At 32.2% G+C, this 17,075-nt stretch carries 17 protein-coding genes; 2 read left to right on the top strand and 15 right to left on the bottom strand.

Features of this window, described 5'->3' with window-relative positions:
* Window positions 1–2: 2 nt before the first annotated feature.
* Window positions 3–926: a tyrosine-type recombinase/integrase gene (locus RT037_RS00555; RefSeq protein WP_313027025.1), complete on the bottom strand. Its 924-nt coding sequence runs from the start codon at window positions 924–926 to the stop codon at window positions 3–5.
* Between the two features lie 142 nt (window positions 927–1,068).
* On the opposite strand from RT037_RS00555, the gene RT037_RS00550 reads away from it, so the two are divergent.
* Window positions 1,069–2,259 carry a restriction endonuclease subunit S gene (locus tag RT037_RS00550; RefSeq protein ID WP_313027021.1) on the top strand — a complete coding sequence of 397 codons (1,191 nt, stop codon included), beginning with the start codon at window positions 1,069–1,071 and terminating at the stop codon, window positions 2,257–2,259.
* Between the two features lie 4 nt (window positions 2,260–2,263).
* On the opposite strand, the gene RT037_RS00545 is transcribed toward RT037_RS00550, so the two are convergent.
* The 12 genes from RT037_RS00545 to RT037_RS00490 form a co-directional block, all read right to left on the bottom strand.
* Window positions 2,264–3,403 carry a restriction endonuclease subunit S gene (locus tag RT037_RS00545; RefSeq protein ID WP_313027018.1) on the bottom strand — a complete coding sequence of 380 codons (1,140 nt, stop codon included), beginning with the start codon at window positions 3,401–3,403 and terminating at the stop codon, window positions 2,264–2,266.
* Between the two features lie 138 nt (window positions 3,404–3,541).
* Complete coding sequence (locus RT037_RS00540; RefSeq protein ID WP_313027015.1) at window positions 3,542–4,027, bottom strand: hypothetical protein; 486 nt, start codon at window positions 4,025–4,027, stop codon at window positions 3,542–3,544.
* On the bottom strand, window positions 4,024–4,773 hold the full coding sequence (locus tag RT037_RS00535) for a DUF3800 domain-containing protein (protein WP_200402518.1): 750 nt from the start codon (window positions 4,771–4,773) through the stop codon (window positions 4,024–4,026). The genes RT037_RS00540 and RT037_RS00535 overlap by 4 nt, the downstream gene beginning before the upstream one ends.
* Window positions 4,774–4,779: 6 nt before the next feature.
* Window positions 4,780–6,339: a type I restriction-modification system subunit M gene (locus RT037_RS00530; protein WP_313027009.1), complete on the bottom strand. Its 1,560-nt coding sequence runs from the start codon at window positions 6,337–6,339 to the stop codon at window positions 4,780–4,782.
* Between the two features lie 384 nt (window positions 6,340–6,723).
* The gene (locus RT037_RS00525) at window positions 6,724–7,878 is read right to left on the bottom strand and encodes a hypothetical protein (RefSeq protein WP_313027006.1); all 1,155 of its coding nucleotides are present in this window, start codon (window positions 7,876–7,878) and stop codon (window positions 6,724–6,726) included.
* 256 nt (window positions 7,879–8,134) lie between these two features.
* Window positions 8,135–9,070, bottom strand: coding sequence for a toprim domain-containing protein (locus RT037_RS00520; RefSeq protein ID WP_313027003.1), 936 nt, complete (start codon window positions 9,068–9,070; stop codon window positions 8,135–8,137).
* 222 nt (window positions 9,071–9,292) lie between these two features.
* On the bottom strand, window positions 9,293–10,531 hold the full coding sequence (locus RT037_RS00515) for a DUF5906 domain-containing protein (protein ID WP_313027001.1): 1,239 nt from the start codon (window positions 10,529–10,531) through the stop codon (window positions 9,293–9,295).
* A 61-nt stretch (window positions 10,532–10,592) separates the two neighbouring features.
* Window positions 10,593–10,871: a helix-turn-helix domain-containing protein gene (locus RT037_RS00510; RefSeq protein ID WP_313026998.1), complete on the bottom strand. Its 279-nt coding sequence runs from the start codon at window positions 10,869–10,871 to the stop codon at window positions 10,593–10,595.
* 301 nt (window positions 10,872–11,172) lie between these two features.
* Window positions 11,173–11,859 (bottom strand): nucleotidyl transferase AbiEii/AbiGii toxin family protein, encoded by a 687-nt coding sequence (locus RT037_RS00505; protein ID WP_313026996.1) that lies wholly within the window; start codon window positions 11,857–11,859, stop codon window positions 11,173–11,175.
* Entirely contained in the window at window positions 11,852–12,352 is a 501-nt protein-coding gene (locus RT037_RS00500) for a hypothetical protein (RefSeq protein WP_313026993.1), read from the bottom strand. Before RT037_RS00500 ends, RT037_RS00505 begins: the two co-directional genes overlap by 8 nt.
* A gap of 106 nt (window positions 12,353–12,458) precedes the next feature.
* Complete coding sequence (locus RT037_RS00495; protein ID WP_313026991.1) at window positions 12,459–13,682, bottom strand: site-specific integrase; 1,224 nt, start codon at window positions 13,680–13,682, stop codon at window positions 12,459–12,461.
* 394 nt (window positions 13,683–14,076) lie between these two features.
* The gene (locus RT037_RS00490) at window positions 14,077–14,253 is read right to left on the bottom strand and encodes a histone H1 (RefSeq protein ID WP_079666618.1); all 177 of its coding nucleotides are present in this window, start codon (window positions 14,251–14,253) and stop codon (window positions 14,077–14,079) included.
* A gap of 645 nt (window positions 14,254–14,898) precedes the next feature.
* Here RT037_RS00490 and RT037_RS00485 point away from each other — a divergent pair.
* Window positions 14,899–15,432: a hypothetical protein gene (locus RT037_RS00485; RefSeq protein WP_313026987.1), complete on the top strand. Its 534-nt coding sequence runs from the start codon at window positions 14,899–14,901 to the stop codon at window positions 15,430–15,432.
* Between the two features lie 87 nt (window positions 15,433–15,519).
* On the opposite strand, the gene RT037_RS00480 is transcribed toward RT037_RS00485, so the two are convergent.
* Both RT037_RS00480 and ribH read right to left on the bottom strand, forming a co-directional pair.
* A complete protein-coding gene (locus tag RT037_RS00480; RefSeq protein ID WP_313026983.1) occupies window positions 15,520–16,377 on the bottom strand; it encodes a neutral zinc metallopeptidase in 858 nt (285 codons plus the stop codon).
* A gap of 215 nt (window positions 16,378–16,592) precedes the next feature.
* The gene (ribH, locus tag RT037_RS00475) at window positions 16,593–17,075 is read right to left on the bottom strand and encodes a 6,7-dimethyl-8-ribityllumazine synthase (protein ID WP_312323263.1); all 483 of its coding nucleotides are present in this window, start codon (window positions 17,073–17,075) and stop codon (window positions 16,593–16,595) included.

Below are 17,075 nucleotides of genomic sequence, written 5' to 3'. Positions count from 1 at the left end.
ACTTATCTCAATGTCTTAAACATCTGCTCAATGGCTTTCTTCTTTTGTTCCATATTTGGGTGAACATATAAATTTAAAGTTGTACTGATGTTGGAATGTCCGAGTAATACACTTACTGTTTTGTAATCGCAATTACTTTCAATACAGCGTGTGGCGAAACTGTGTCTTAATCCGTGAAATTTTATTTCTGGGATTTCTAAATAACGCATTAGGTTTTTGTAAAAACTTCTGTACGTTCTAGGTTCTGTAGGTTTGGCATCATTGGTGAGTACAAAAAATGAGGGATTTACTATTTTTTTGATGGGTTTTATCAATCGAATCAAGTCTCGGTTCATCGGGATTTCGCGAATGGAATTTTTGGTTTTTGGCGTGTCTAAAATGAGTTCTGTTTTTCGGGTTCCGTCTTCTATTACGTAGATTCTTTGAATGGTACGATTCACGCTGATTACTCCGTTGTCGGTATCAATGTCCTCCCAAGTTAAAGCACATATCTCGCCAATTCGCATTCCTGAGGATAAACAGATTAAAACACCTAAATTCCGAAAGGTAAAATGTTCTTGTATGTAATTCATTATTTTTTTCTGATGCGTTCTGGAAAGCACTTCTATTTGCTGATTTTCGCGAATGGTAGGATATTGAATTTCGAAAGGTTCATAAGCAATCCATTTGTTTTTAGCACCAAATTTCAGCACCATTTTCAAAACGATTAAAATGTCTTTGATGGTTTTTTGGCTTAAACCAGCTTCTAATTTTTGCAATACAAAAGTTTGTACATCGGCTTCCTGAATTTCGTATTGATTGCCAAAAGACGGCAATAAATGATTTTCGATGAGTAATACATACGCCGAAAATGTAGATTTTTTTACATAATTTTTTTTGTCTGCTTTCCATAGTGCAATGACTTCTGAGAGTTGTTTTTTGTTCATTTTTTTGAATTAAAGATTTTTACTTACAAAGGAAAACATTTAAGGATTGAGGGTTTAAAATTTGTAAGTACCCACCTTTGTTCCAAATAACCCAAAGAAAATCTCTAATCTTAGATTTCCTGAGTTCGAAGGAGAGTGGGAAGTGAAGAAGTTGGGGGAGGTTATGGATTTTAAAGTAACCAATTCTTTTTCTCGTGAAAATCTGAATTATGAATATGGAACAGTCAAAAACATTCATTACGGAGATATTCATACGAAATTTCAAACTTTATTTGATATTAATTGTGAATCAGTTCCTTTCATCAATCAAGAAATAGATATTAGTAGAATTTCGGATGAAAATTATTGTAAAAATGGAGATATTATATTCGCAGATGCTTCAGAAGATCTAAATGATGTTGGTAAAAGCATTGAGATTATAAATACCAATGGAGAAAAATTACTTTCAGGATTGCATACTTTATTAGCAAGACCAAAAAAAGATATTTTTCATTTAGGTTTTAGTGGTTATTTGTTTAAATCTAATTCTGTCAGAACCCAAATTCAAAAAGAATCTCAAGGCTCAAAAGTTTTAAGTATTAATGTTGGAAGAATTTCAAAAGTTGAATTGTCTTTTCCTTCTGTAGAAGAGCAAAGCAAAATATCATCGTTTTTGGCTTTACTTGATGAAAGAATTCAAACCCAAAGCAAAATAATAGAACAAATAGAGTTCTATTTTAAGGGCATTAAGGATAATCTTTTTTCTCAAAAAATAAGATTCGGAGATTTTGCAGATGATTGGAAAACTAAGAAACTAGGAGATGTTTTGCTAAAAAATTCAACCAAAAACAAAAATCAAAGATATTCAACTGTCCAAAGTGTTAGTAATAAATATGGCTTCATTAATCAAGAAGATATTTTTGAAGATAGGCGTGTTGCAAGTGTTGATACTTCCAACTACTATGTAATAGATAAGGGCTGTTTTGCTTACAATCCATCAAGAATAAATGTAGGCTCTCTTGCTTATAAATTTGATGATAAAATTTCTATAATAAGTCCATTGTATATTAGCTTTAAAGCTGAGAATATTTTTCTAATAGATACTTTTTTATTGTATTGGTTTAAGACTATCGAATTTACTAAACAAATGAATAATTCGTTTGAGGGTAGCGTAAGAAATACTTTGAGTTATGAAAATTTGATAAAGATGAATATATCGATTCCATCACTTGAAGAGCAAATTCAAATATCATCTTTTTTGACCAAAATTGACCAAAAAATCCAAACTGAAAAAACCATTTTAGAACAGCTGGAAATGCAAAAAAAATATCTATTACAGCAAATGTTTGTTTAACATTCTAAACAAAAATATTTTGCAGCAAAAACTTTTTCTGTTCTTCTAATTTTTGCAAAAGTTGGTTTTCAATATCAATTTTAAAGTCGATAGCGGAAAGGAAATTGGCGATTTTGGTTTGTTCGGGAAGTGAGGGAACAGAAATGCTTAAGTTTGAAAATACCGAAATCCAATGCCTTCCGTGCCCTCCAACTTCATAATTAATCATTTGTAACGCTTCAAAAATAAATCTAATATTGGTACCGTTTTTAGCTTTTAAAATTTTCATTGCAGATGATTTTGCCTTAAAAGAAAAATCTACAAATTGGCTTGCAGTAGTAAAATCATCAAAAATAATCACAGGAAGTTTTTCTTTTTCAAATACTCCATTTTTTTCGTCAGTATATCCTAAAATAAACGTTTTTCCAGCAGTTACAACAGGAGTTTCAAAACTATCATCATATTCTGTACTTGAAACTAAATAATTAGTAGGCTGTTCATAATCCAAAGCATCTCCTAATAAAACTTCCTCCCATTCCGGAAACTCATTTCCATTATTATCTTTAAACCTCAACTCTTGTGAAAATATTTTTTTTGCAGTTGCAACCTTTAATTTTTTCAAACCCTTAATTATTTTGCTTTGGGTTTGGATGCGTTCGTCGATTTTAGAGAGAAAAGATGCTGTTTTTTGTTGCTCCTTTTTAGATTTTGGATATACTATTTCTATCTTTTCTAAATTTTGAACTGATAAACCTGGTTGTGCCATTCCTGTCGCATATTGATTCAAATTTAGATATGTCAATAAGTAGAACATCCAAATAGTGTCTGCATTTTCGTTTGGCTCAACAATAACTGCGTGTTCCGTTGCATAAAATTTTCCATTAGCAAGAGTTACGTTTCCACAAAGCGCTCCTTGCCGACCAATCAAGGAATATGTTCCCTCTTTATTAAATGATTTAGTATATCCTCTTAAGCCATTTCCTCCGAAACAAGGAAATAAGGAATCATTAGGCTTATCATATATTTCCGAGGCTACAATAAATTTCCCAGCACGCATTTCACAAATCTCTCCCAACTTCTTCACTTCCCACACTCCTTCAAAGTTTGGAAATCTCAAATTTGGAACTTTACCACCACTTTTATTTTCTTTTTGTATATCGGTCATACTATTATCTTCTTTTTCAGCATTAAGGATTTAATCTATTTGCTTTTTTATTTTTATTGCGTATCTTTGCAAAAGCTCAGTAACCATTCCTTTATTGGTTGTAAGTGTTAAAGGAGTATAAGAAGCCGTTTAGTTCCGCTAAGCGGTTTTGGCTTTTTTATACGCTTCGTATTCTTTTAATAGCTTTCTTTTTCTATGTTCTGTTTCAATATAATAAGCCGTTATGAACATATAATATTCTCCTCTGTCGGTTAAAATCACAATATAATTTTCGGTTTCATTAAACAAAACAATACGTTCGTCTTTACCTCTTACGTTTTTCCAGATGAGGATTTCTTCGTGTTCAAAGTATTCTATAACAAACTTTGGAAAACGGATACGTTCCATTCTTCTAAAATCTGGTTGTCTATTAGCTTCGTCTTCTCCTTCGTGGGTAATATGGTAAAATGTACGATGCATTCCGTCCACTTCAGGATATTTTCTTACAGCTACTTTTAGCCCTTCATAATTGGGTTGAGTTTTAATAAAATCATTATGAAAAACCAAATAAACTGCTTCAAAATATGACGTGAAATCACCACCAAAATCACTAAATGGTATTAATTCGGGAAATACTAAACTCATACAAAATAAGGTTTTTGTGGTTCCCAAATAAAAACATTGAACTTTCTCTCTTTTAGCAAAGTAGATTTTGTTAAGGAATATTTAGAACGGTGTTTAATGAGATTGATTAATTCATTTTTTGCTTTACTGTTTGCTAATCCTCTATTCACATAAGCGGTAGCTCCCACTAACAAATCTGCCAATTGCAAAATTTCTACTTCATGAGATCTTACCTGCTGTACTTTTTTAATGATTTCCTTAGAATAATCATATTTATCATTCCTTAAAACTTGTTCCAGTTTGTGAACTTTTTCTTTGCTTTTGGTATCTTTAATATCAATGTAAATATGATGCGAGTTTTCAGGATTTAGAATGGCTTTTAACATCCCAAAATACATTTTATAGTAAAACGTATCGTGCGTATGGTTGAACTTTTCGTAATCTATGTCGGTTTTGTTAGAAACTACAAGCACCCGAAACTGTAAATCATCATCATCAAAAAAATAATTAATTACATCTTTGTAGTACTCAATTTTTGATTTAGAGACTTTGTTCCATTTTAATTCATAATAGGGACGATTGTCTTTGTCATTCTTTTTATTTTTAGGAATAAGATTGTGCTTAACTTTAAAGCTATATAATCGCTCAAAAATTTCTTCCTTCTTTTCGATTGGGCAATAAACCGCACCGATAACCATTACAGGTTCTTTGTCATTTTGCAAATGACAACTTTCGTCACAATATATATTGATTGTTGGCTTCATCATAAAAATTTAAAAAACAAGTCCTAATTCTTTAAAATACACATCAATCTCTTTGTCCAACGCTGCACGTTTTGCTTCCAGAGATTTTATTTCTTGCATTACCGCTTGAATGTCAATTTCTTCTTCGGCTTCAAAAGTATCTACATAACGAGGAATGTTAAGATTGTAATCATTATCTGCCACTTCTTGTAAGGTTGCCAAATGACTGTATTTTTCAATAACTGTTCTATTGCGAAAGGTTTCTACAATTTTATTGATATGTTCTTCCCTCAGCATATTTTGGTTTTTTACCTTTTCAAATTCTTTACTGGCATCAATAAACAAAATGTGTTCAGGATCTTCTTTACATTTTTTAAACACCAAAATACAAGTAGGAATACTGGTTCCGTAGAAAATATTGGCAGGTAAACCAATTACGGCATCTAAATAATTTTTCTGTTCAATCAAATATTTACGAATATGCAATTCGGCTGCACCACGAAAAAGCACACCGTGTGGTAACACAATAGCCATTGTTCCGTTTTCTGCCAAATGATAAATCATATGCTGAACGAAAGCAAAATCGGCTTTACTAGAAGGAGCTAATTTTCCGTACTGACTAAAACGGTCATCATTTAAAAATAAAGGATTCGCGCTCCAATTCGCCGAAAAAGGAGGATTAGCTACAATGGCTTCAAAAGGCATATCGTTCAAATGCTGTGGATGTTCCAGCGTATCTTCTTGCTTAATATCAAACTGAAGATAATGTACGCCGTGAAGAATCATATTCATTCGGGCAAGATTGTACGTGGTGCGGTTCATTTCTTGTCCGTAAAAATTGCTTACATCTTTTACTTCTCTTGCAACCCTCAATAACAACGATCCTGATCCACAAGTGGGATCGTAAACCGATTTCAACCTATTCTTACCTGTAGTAACAATTTTTGCTAAAATTTTAGAAACTTCCTGAGGCGTATAAAACTCGCCTGCTTTTTTTCCTGCTCCGCTTGCAAACTGACCAATTAAATACTCGTAAGCATCGCCTAAAACATCTAATTCGGTATCATTGAGTTGAAAATCAATTTCATCCAAATGTAATAAAACCTTTACAATAATTTCGTTTCTTGCATCGGCGGTTTTGCCCAGTTTGGTACTGTTGAGATCCATATCTTCAAAGAGATTATCAAAATCTTCTTCGCTTTGTGTTCCCATTGTACTCAACTGAATATTGGTCAATATTTTTTGTAAATCTTCTAGAATAAATGTGTTGGTATCACTATTTCCACGTTTGGCTATTTCGCTAAAAAGTTCAGAAGGTTTTAGAAAGTATCCTAAGGTTTCCAATGCTTCTTCTCTAATCGCATCAATGTATGCTGAACCTTCTACGGTATCTTCTTTTATTTCTCTGAATTGGATTTTATCTTCTTTTAAAATGGAATTGGCGAAAATTTCCATTTTTTCAGCCAAATATTTATAAAAAATAAATCCCAAAATATAATCTCGGAATTCATCGGCATTCATTTTTCCACGTAGCGTGTTGGCTATATTCCAGAGCTGTTGTTCTAGTATTTTCTTTTGTTCTTCTGACATTTGAAAAATGTGTGTTATTAAATTAAGGATTTTGAAACCCCAAAGTTTTGCTAAAATACTAAATTTTTGGCGTAATCATTTATACTTTTTATCATATAAAAAATCCCTTCCACTTTTCAGGAAAGGAGATTGGGTTTGGAAGGTTGCTTTTTAATTGTTAAGATTAAGTTTGTCAGATTTTCTAATATTCTTACACTCTAAAATCTTCAGAAACTAAAGTATGATTCATTTTAGTGGTTTTTCACATCTAATATTAGATTTATTGAGTTATATATGATATTCAATATATTGTAATGAAAATTGCTAGAAAAAAAAATCTTGTCAAGATCATAAAAAGATATTTTTTTATTTAATGCTTTGTTTTTTTTTAATTAATAATCACAATTATCTCCTTGATTTTATAGTACTTTGAACATTCTCTACTTCCTGTGATTGTTTATTACTTTTACCAATGCCTAACAAACTTAAAAGATAAGTTGCTTTATGAGAGTCTTTAAAAACCTCCTCTATAGCCAAAAAAGGGATTTGATTTTCTTTTGATGTTTTTTCCAATAGCTCAATCATTTTATCTTTTCGTTCAGCATCATTTAGATTTTGCAGATTCGGAATATTTATACTTTCCTGTAGAATCGCTTTTTTAAGTGTGTTTTCTACCGAATCCAAATATTTTTTCTTTTCAACAGCAAAAATAGTTTCATTGGTTAACAGAGCGGAGTTTTTGCTTTTGAAGAAGGAAACCTCTTTTTTAAGACTTTCAATGTTGGTTTTTAATTCTACAATTTGTTTTTCTTTGGATTCCAGTTCTGTTTTGTTTTTGAGAAGTTGAATATTATTCGTTTTGATTGCCTTTTTGTAGTTTTCAATGGTTTTGTCCGTTTTTATTTTCTGAAAACCAAGAAAATCTGATTCTTTTACAATTAACTCTTCAGACTTTTTAGATTCCATTTCTTGTTGCATTTCTTGATAGCGTTCTTCCAAAATTTTCAAATCTTCTTCTTTTTTCTTGATTTTAAATTCTACCGCTTCCAATCTTGCTAATGAACCTGAAACACCTCTTTCCATTTCGAGACATTCTGCTGCCAAATCCTGCATTTTGGAATAATGAAATGATTGATGTTTCAGCGTTTTTCCAGTTTGCAAATCTTGCCAATCTGCGACCAAATTAGCGTGATAATTTGGTTTCCACTCTTTGGTGTCTTTATCATAATGCCCTTCATCTTTGTGTATGGCAATTTGAAAAATTCGGATTTTAAGTTCTTCTTCCAATCTTTTTGATAGGTTATGCAAATCCTGCATCGTTGTATTTTCTTTAATGACAACTACCGCTTCTCGAACTGGCATTGCATTTTTCTGTAATTTTCTTCCAGATTTTTCTTTACAAAAAGCTTCTATTTTTAACAGTCGATCCGCAATCTTTTGTTCCATCCAATATTCATTTTTATGAGTTAAATCTTTGCGGATATAGTCAAATGATTTTTTTCTGAAATTATGAATTTCAGAATCAGATTTTACGGCTTTGAAGTTAATTGATGTCTTCATTTTTTTAATTAAATAAAAATTCTACCTGTATCTTTTTTACTCAGTTACTTTACATCTTGATTCTTTTTTAACCAGGCTATAAAATGACGATTTATTATTTTTGTAATTTCTGAAAAAAGGCACCTGTATTTATTTTACTCAGGTTAAAGCCTCGCAGAGCGAAGTAGAAACTTTGTTGGGAGAGTATCGACCTTCAAAGTTGCGAATGAGCTCCTAACTTTCGCCGATAGTTGATAAAAATAGGTAACCCACATAATCAGCGTTTTCTTTTGTAAGTTTGATATATTTCACTTTCCTCTTGTTCTTGTTTTGATTTCAAGTCTATCTGCTGTTTTTTTTCGATTTCAGTGTTGTTTTTGAATTGTAAATAGTCGTTCAAATCTTTATGAAGAGCATAAATTTCAGAATGATTTTTGGCTTCGGGAAAAGATTTCAGAATTGAATTTTTACAAGTTTCTCCTGCTTTGTCATTGTCTAAAAACAAGTTGATTTCGGAGTAGTTTTTTAAATATTCTTTTGTTCTATTCAACAATGAAATAGAATTCATCACCAACAAATCACCATTGAAAAACGGCTTCATTTCAACAAAAGATAAAGCATCGGTAAAGCCTTCAAAAACGGCTACATTTTTATTTTCTGTCTGATTATTCAGATTAATGAGCGAAATGTCTTTCTTCTGTAATGAACCTTTGTAAAATGAATTTCTAAGTTCCCAACCTCCAGAAAAATTTTCAAAACCTATAGCGTAGAGTTTCTTTTCTCCAATGGTAAAATGAATTTCTTTAACTAACGGATATACTACTTTTGAAAGTCCTCTTTGATGAAGATAGCTTTTAAGATGTTCGTTTTGGAGTTTTTTGATTTCGGTGATTTGATAATTTGGTTTTGAATTTATTGAATGAATAACATTCTGCTGTTGAAAAGAAGAAAAATTTTGCTTTTCTGCCCATTCTAAAACTTCTTTTACTGATTCGTTTAGATATTTTTTCATAAAATCGACATTGTTTCCGCCAATTCCTTCGGAGTGTAAATACCAATAATTCAGATTTTTATTAATTTTAAAAGAGGCTTGTGTTTCTGTGTAAAAAGGATTGAGAAACCAAGCTTCTTTTTCATTTTGTTTTGTTGGATGGTGTCCGAGTGAAACAAGGATTTCTTCCAACTTTACAGAGTTGAATTGTTTGCAGTTCATAGATGAAAAATGTTAGGGTTTAATTTTCGCAAATATTTTGATGAATTGATGAGATAGCCGTATATGTTGCTGTATTTTAAAAGATTACATTCTCATCAAAGACTCATCATCTCATCAAACTTCAAATTTTTTGCTCATCAGTTTCTCATCAAAAATCAAGGTTTTATATTTTGATAAGAGTTTTGATGAGATATAAACCATTGATTTTGTTTTCATTATCAATTAATTCATCATTTCATCAAATTTTTGAAGAATGAAATCTTTTTTAATTGTGAAATAGCGTCCAGTTTTATTATTTTGATAAAAACTTCCTGAATAATCAATGTCGTATTTGATGTATGCCAAAGAATTATTTTGTGGTTCAAGTTTCCATGTTTCTTTTAGAAGCTTTCGGATGTCGTTTACAGTCCAATAATGGTTTCTGAACATTCTTCCGAGCATATTGAAAATATCCTGCGGAATGACTTGGATTTCATTTTCTTCGGTACTCTCAAAAAACTCATACAAGAGCTCAATAATTTTTGATTCAAGTTTGTTATTGTTTTTCCAAACCAATTTTTGTAACGCCTTTGTTCTTATCTCAGAATCAGTAAACCACATTCGGGTTTGTTTCTGGCTACAGAACGATCTTTGAATCAGATAGCGAAGGAAATAGGGAATTTCTTTAATTAGGTTTTGAAGGAATTCAGTATTCTCTGTTTTTATAGATTTAACTTTGATAATCCAGAACCGAATTTCTTCTTCATCAATCTGAATAAAATTGTCTTCATTGTTGGAACAAAGAATGAATTTTCCAAAAAATTCAACTTCCTCACGATCTTTTCCTTTCGCTTCTTTCTTATCTTTATCTGTTGTGGAAAGGTGCTTAAGGCGCTCAGTAATCTCTTTTTTGTCGAAAAACACCTCATCAATAGCTACAATGAGCATTGACGCCCAATCTGAATTAAATTGACTGTTAAAGGAATCTCCTTTAATGTAAGTCATATTCAACCCGAAAATGGATTTTAGCCATTTGATAAAAGTGGATTTTCCTGTAGAACGCTCCTTGCTTACCAAACATAGAATCGGAAGCATTTGTGTGGGTTTCTCAAGTAATATTTTTATGTAATCTAATCCTAACTCCAATTGTTCGCCGAAAATATGTTCCATAAAATTCAGAGAAAACTTAATTTTTTCTTTTAGTGCATCGGAATTTAAGCTTTCTTCAATTGGTTGATGTGGGATTTCATTGTACATATTGTAAAACCCTTCGATTATTTTTTCATAATTCAGATGACTGGGAATACAGCAAAAACCATCGTGTTTCGGAATTTGTGAAAGATAGGTTTTTCCGTAGTCGCTGATAATGGTTTCCCGATTCCAACGAACTAGTATGGAAATTTTATCACCTGAAATTAATGGTTTTTCTATGGTTTTGTAGTATGTTGTGCCTACTCGTAAATAGGGAATTTTTTTGTTCATTTTAAGAATGATTTTAATACGAAATTGTTAAACAATAGAAATTGTAATGCTCGAACAGAGGTTACATTCTTCGGTTTTTTCCGTATTCCAAAAGTTCCTTTTTAGAATAGTAGTATCGCCCATTAAAATTGTAATGAGGCAGACTCTTATTTTTCCGCCAGTCAATAATGGTCGGAACAGAAATGTGCAGAAATTTTGTGGCTTCGATTTGAGAAATTAAATCTTCGGGTTGTTCTTCTGTTTTTTTAACGGGTAATGTGAAGTCGGTTGCTTTTTTTAGAATAATTTCAACCGCTTTTTCCAAATCTGCTTTGGAATGTGAAAAAAGTTGTACTGACATTTGATTGTATTTTAATTATTTTAAATTCAAATGCAATAATATCAACTTAATTATTGAAAATCAAATAGTTGTGATTCGTCCAGAACAGTCTAAATTAATCCAAATTAGTCCAGAATAATTTTTTTGCAATCCAGATTAATCTAAATTAATCCAGATTAGTCTTTTCAATAAATCTTATGTTTTAACAAATTTTAACTAAAATACTTCTACTTTAACAAAGTTTAACGTTTTTTTACTTGATTCAAAAATAAAGAGTGTTGTTTTTTGATTAAAATACAAGAACTATCCATCGTCAATATTTTCAGGCATTCATAATGCTGTTGATTTTTTCTTTTACAATTTCAATCCTTTCATCAATAATCAATGGGTGTATATGTGTTTGCAAGAGTTCTTCTAAAAGACCTTTATCAATGATTTTTTGCAATTCAGATTTAATAAATTCTAAAATTCTCTCATCGCACTTTGCTATTTCATCTACAATGCTGATTCTGTTATCAATGATGTAGATAATGTCCTCAATATCATGGCTGGTTCTGTAATCTTTTCCCCTACTATTGAATGCTTCAAACTTTGTTGCAAGAAAACAAGGTGCTGATAAGATGTAAATTTCCTGATTTTTTGCTTTCACTTTCCATAAGTCCTCAAAACCTATTTTATACCAGCGATTGGTTGAACCAAAGGCGTTGTCTTCGGCAGGAATTATATCTACTGGATATTTTTTGTATGTGTAACTGCAAATAGATGTTCCATAAGGGTCTGGATGAAAACCTAATTTTCCCAATTCCTCGATTGTTTTGAGAAATTCTCCTACATTTACGATATTAATTGTAAAATCAATGTCTTTCGTGGGACGTATTTCGTCGGCTGCTGGGTCATCTGTATAAAGACTGATAACAGCTCCACCGACGAACACTACTTGCTCCCTATATTGTTGTAAACCTTCTGCTACTTTCGCTACAACTCCTATATTTATGGTCTTATTATACAATTTTTAAATATTTTTTTAGGTATTCTACGGCTATTTCTTTTTCTCTTGTTCGCCCAACACGAATCGCATCTGTGATTGCAAGTAATTCATATAATTTTTCATCTTTCAATACTGCTTCTGGAACCGATGGATAAAGTGGTTCTATACTTTGACCTCTTGTATTTCCTTTTGCATAAGCCCAAACATACTTTTCATTACTTTGGATTTCATTATTGAGAGGTAAAGCACTATGAGCGGTTGGAATTCCTCTGACTATTGCTCCCGGCTTCTGAGGAAAAACATATCTTATCCCATATTGTAGAAACTCGGCAAGAGCATACTTCATTACTACTTTTCCTTTTGGGTCTAATAAGCCTGAGTTTTTTGACCTTGCAACCGATTCGCTTATTTCAGCTTGGCTTATTCCTAAATCTGCCGCAACGGAAGATTGATTCCACGAATCATTATCGAGGCTAATAATTTTTAGTAACAAAACGATGTCCTGTGGTTTCATATTTTGCTTTGAATTCTTCATATATTGCATATTGCGATATGCAATATTAATAAAAAAAAATTGAATTACAAATTAGCGTTATTGCATATCGCAATATGCAATAACTTTATCTCCATGCTTTATCCATTTGTTCATCTGTAAAAGCTTCTGTTACTTTCATGTATTTGTCTAAAACTGCATCTTTTTTGATGTTTGCAATTTTCTTAATGGCTTTCGGTTCCATTCCCAAAAGTAGAGAATTGGTTATGAATGTTTTTCTTGCAGTATGGCTTGTAATAAATTTATATTTTGGTTGAGTTAAAGATTTTTTCTTATTACCAACAAACCAATGAATAGTAAAAAGTTGATTGATTTCCACTAACTCACAACATTCCTTGATGTATTCATTAAATTTTTGAGAGGAAATTATAGGTAACGGTTCATAGATTGTTCCTTTGTATTTTCCCAAAATAGCTTTTGCGTATTTATTGAGTTTAATGGCGTGGTTTTGGGTTTTCGTTTTTTGGATAGAAAGGACAATATGATCCTCGGAAATATTAGCTAGGTGTAGTTTTGACAAATCAGAAAATCTTAATCCTGTAAAACAACCCATACAATAGAAATCTCTTGCTTGAGAAAGTCTATCACTTTCAAATTGATAATTGTATAAGTTCATTAATTCTTCAAAAGTCAAAAAAACAATGTCAATATCATGTTCAGCAGCTTTGAATTTTTCAAATTCACGATTAGTGTTGTATCCTTTTTCTATCGCCCAATTCAGAAATGATTTTAAAACCTTAATTACTTTAGCAAAGTAGTTCTGTTTCATTTTTTTTACTTCATAGGAGTAATCTCTTAATGAGTCAAAAAAATCATTATTTACTTCATCAAAAGAAAGCGAAATGTTTTTTTCTTTACAAAAGAGCTCTAAATAATTTTTTACTGTAATTTGACCTTTTATTGTATTTGGTGTTTTTGTTAGTTTTCCTTTTTCAATGTATTCTTTAAAGCAAGAAAAGAAATCAAATTTATTATCCGAAGGTTCTTCTTTTTTTTCAAATATTTCATTGAATTTTTCGACTGAAAAAGGAATATCATTACCCTTTAAAAAAAGAAATAACTTGTTTACTTTTTCTTCAATTAATTGTAACTCATTATTTGTTATTTCATAATTGTTGTTAGGTTCTTTTTTAAGGTTGGGTTTAACTCTATGTCCATTCCAATGGCTTTCTAAAACAGAAAATCCAGTGTTTTTTCTGATTCTTTTTCCATCGTGTCTTAGAACGAGTTGAATTGGAATTAAACCATTTTGAGCTATTTTTTCTTTTCTTAATTCAAAAACTATCTTCATTGTGAAATTTAATTTAATAAAAAATAATAAAGGGTGGCTAAAAGGGTGGCTAAATTTGAAATTAACTTAACTAAAATTAAAAAAATAGCATAGTTCCATTTCCCTTTGTTAATCAAATATACTGAATATAAGTGGATTAAAAACAAGAAAAATTGAGAAAAGTATTATGGTAGTCCCGTCTGGGGTACATAAGAAGACTGATAATCATTGATTATCGGTCTTTTTTGTTTTAGGATGAGATGTTTTTTTTTGAAGCTTATATTTAATAAACCTATTGGCGTCTTTTCAGCTATTAGAATGCATGATCTTAAGGAATATTAAATAGCCATTACCTTATATTTAAAAACAAAAAAGCCCTCAACAGAGGACTTTTATAACTTGCACAATTCAAAAATTACTTTTTAGATTCTTCTACAGAAACTTTTCTGAATTCTTTGAATAATTTTGTTAATTCTAAAGCTGATTTTCTAGCTCTTGCTCCAGCAGCTTTGTTTCCTTTTTCTTCTTGTAAGCTAGCATCAGTTTTGAAAGCTTCGATTTCAGCATTGATCTTTTCAATAAGTTCTTTCATTGTAAATTATTTTAATTTGAGCGTCAAATATAGAATTTTGTTTGATTGCACCCAATTTTTTTTCAATAAAAATGATGCTTTAACGCTTTACTTATCGGATTTTTAAATAAAAAAGTAGTTTTCTAAGCTTTTTTCTTTAGTTTTTGTATTCACATTACGAAATTTATATGATTTGTATTAGAAAAACTGGTTAGTACTTCTGTTTCTTATTGTTTGTTTCCGATTTTTAAATTATTTAGTAAAAATGTTAGTTATTGCGTTATTATTTAGTATATTAGAGAAACTAATAACCAAAATGAAATCAATATGAGATGCTTTGCTTTTGCTGAGTGTGTGTATTCGTCGCCTCAGCTTTTCTATAAAGACTTTTCTTTTTTGTCAACTGTCAAATTTTTAGTGCCATTACCACAAAATACAAGCATCACAAATTCGATTGCTGTTTTTTTTCGTGACATTTCGTATAGGAATCAGCATATTGACGTGTTTTTTGGTATTTTTCTGCTATGTGTTTTAATGTTTTTATTCTTTTTTAAAAAACACAGACGTCATAGAAAAAGCGCAACAGCTGAGATTATTAAATTAAAAACCGAAAATGAATTCTTAAGTAGAAATGCAGATTTACGCTTTAGTTATCAACATTCTTTAATGCAATCACTTTTTGATGCGGAAGGTGTTGGCTGTTCTCCAGAGGTTAATACTGCTTTATTAGCTATTAAAAATAGAGTGTCAGATCTTGGACAAATGCACAATGAGTTAACGAGGCGATCTAACCAAAGTCAACTACACATGAAGGAATATATGTCCATGTTTGAAAGTTTTATTAATGAGAAGTCAAATCATGCTGATCTAAGATTTAGCGTCAATCATAATCCAAAATTGGAGGTTGAAAAACTTGCTTTTATTGGGCTTATTGTTCATGAGTTGATGTCAAGTGCTTTTGCACATCAACCAGTTGGAGAGGAGCGCTTAAAAGTTAATGTTAATGTAAAGCAAGAAGCAGGCAAGTTAGCTATTGATGTTAAAGATAATGGTCTCAAAAATTTTTCGGAGATTGATTTTAAAAATTCTCCTTCTTTGGGATTAAAATTGGCGATGGAGCTTAGTAAGCAGATAGAAGCTTCCGTCTATTATGTGCATTCAAAAATAGGGACGCATTATCAGTTGCAAATTCCCAATTAGTTTATTTTTTTCATATTAGTAAAGAAAGCCGCGCGGAACTTCGTTCCGCGCGGCTTGTTTTTGTTACATTATTTTTTGTAGACTTTTCTATTTCAAAAGAGCATTGAAAGTGTCACCTTGACGAATGTCGCCTGTGTTGTAACCTTTCATAAACCATTCTTTACGTTGAGCAGAAGAACCATGTGTAAAAGCTTCTTGATTAACATAGCCGCTTGATCTTTTTTGGATATTGTCGTCACCAACAGCTTCTGCTGCACTAATTGCAGACTCAATGTCGCCGGGTTCTAATATCTTTTCACGATTGTCCGTTTGTCTTGCCCATACACCAGCGTAGAAATCCGCTTGTAGTTCGGTTGCAACCGATACACGATTCATTTCAGCTTCGGAGTAACGTCCACTTTGTCTAAGTTGATCTACTTTTTGTGTCGTTCCTAACAAAGTCTGTACATGGTGACCAACTTCATGCGCCATTACATAAGCGATAGAAAATTCGGTTACTTTAGCACCAAAGCGTTGTTGCAACTCGTTGAAGAAGCTCATGTCCATGTAGGCTGTTTCGTCAGCGGGACAATAGAAAGGTCCCATCGCCGCTTGCGCTGTACCGCAACCAGAGCGCGTTACGTCTTCGAAAAGTACAACATGCGGTTCTATATAAGTCATTCCGTTTTGCTGGAAGATTTGTGACCATGTTTTCTCAGTCTCGGCTGTTACCATCCGTACAAACTCACGAACTTGAAGTTCTTGTTGGTTAAGTTGTCTTTGTTCGGTCTGTTGTCCGCCAGAGTTAACAGCAGTCCCTAAAATTGCTGATGGATCGCCTCCTAAAAAGAAAACAATAGCAGCAATAATTAAAGTGCCCAATCCACCGCCAACAAGCATTCCGCCACCTCCGCCGGAACCACGTCTGTCGTCAACGTTGTCACTTCTATCGTTAGTCCATTTCATAGTTTGAAAATTTATGTGATAAAAGTACAAAAAAAATGTAGGTGAGAAACCTACATTTAATTTTATTCTAAGAATGTGGAAAATCGTCTAAAATAGCCCCGATGGGAGCAATTGTTTGAGCTCGTTGTAAAGCTTGGATTTGCTTTGGCTACAACAGCGAGTGCGGACAGAGGGACTAATAGTCAAAAGCATGGCGAATGGTCCTGCTCCTAAAATTATACTTTGTTGTTAAACTGTATCATTTTGATGGCTGTAACGGCTGCTTCGATGCCTTTGTTGCCCAATGCACCACCACTTCTTGCAATAGACTGTTCTTTGGTGTCGTCTGTTAAAACGCAGAAAATAGTCGGCGTCTTGGTAAGGACGTTGCAATCTTTGATGCCGTGCGCCACTGCCGAACAAACGTAGTCAAAATGCGGCGTCTCGCCACGAATAACGCATCCAATAGCGATAACGGCTGCAAAACGGTTGGATTTGCACATTTGCATTGCTGCAAAACTAAGTTCGAAAGCGCCCGGGACGTAGAAAACTTTGATGTTTTCTTTACGAATGCCTTCTTTTTGAAGTACTTCTATCGCGCCATCGCGCATGTTGAATGTTACAAAATCATTCCACTCAGAAACAACAATGCCGATAGAATATTCATCGGCATTTGATAGGCTGAGTGGCTTGTAATCGGAAAGATTAACCGTTGCCAT

It is taken from the genome of Soonwooa sp. (genome assembly GCF_032062245.1).
Taxonomy (GTDB): Bacteria; Bacteroidota; Bacteroidia; order Flavobacteriales; family Weeksellaceae; genus Soonwooa.
The sequence above is the reverse complement of the archived record's forward strand: the minus strand, read 5'-3'. Positions and strand labels throughout refer to the sequence as shown.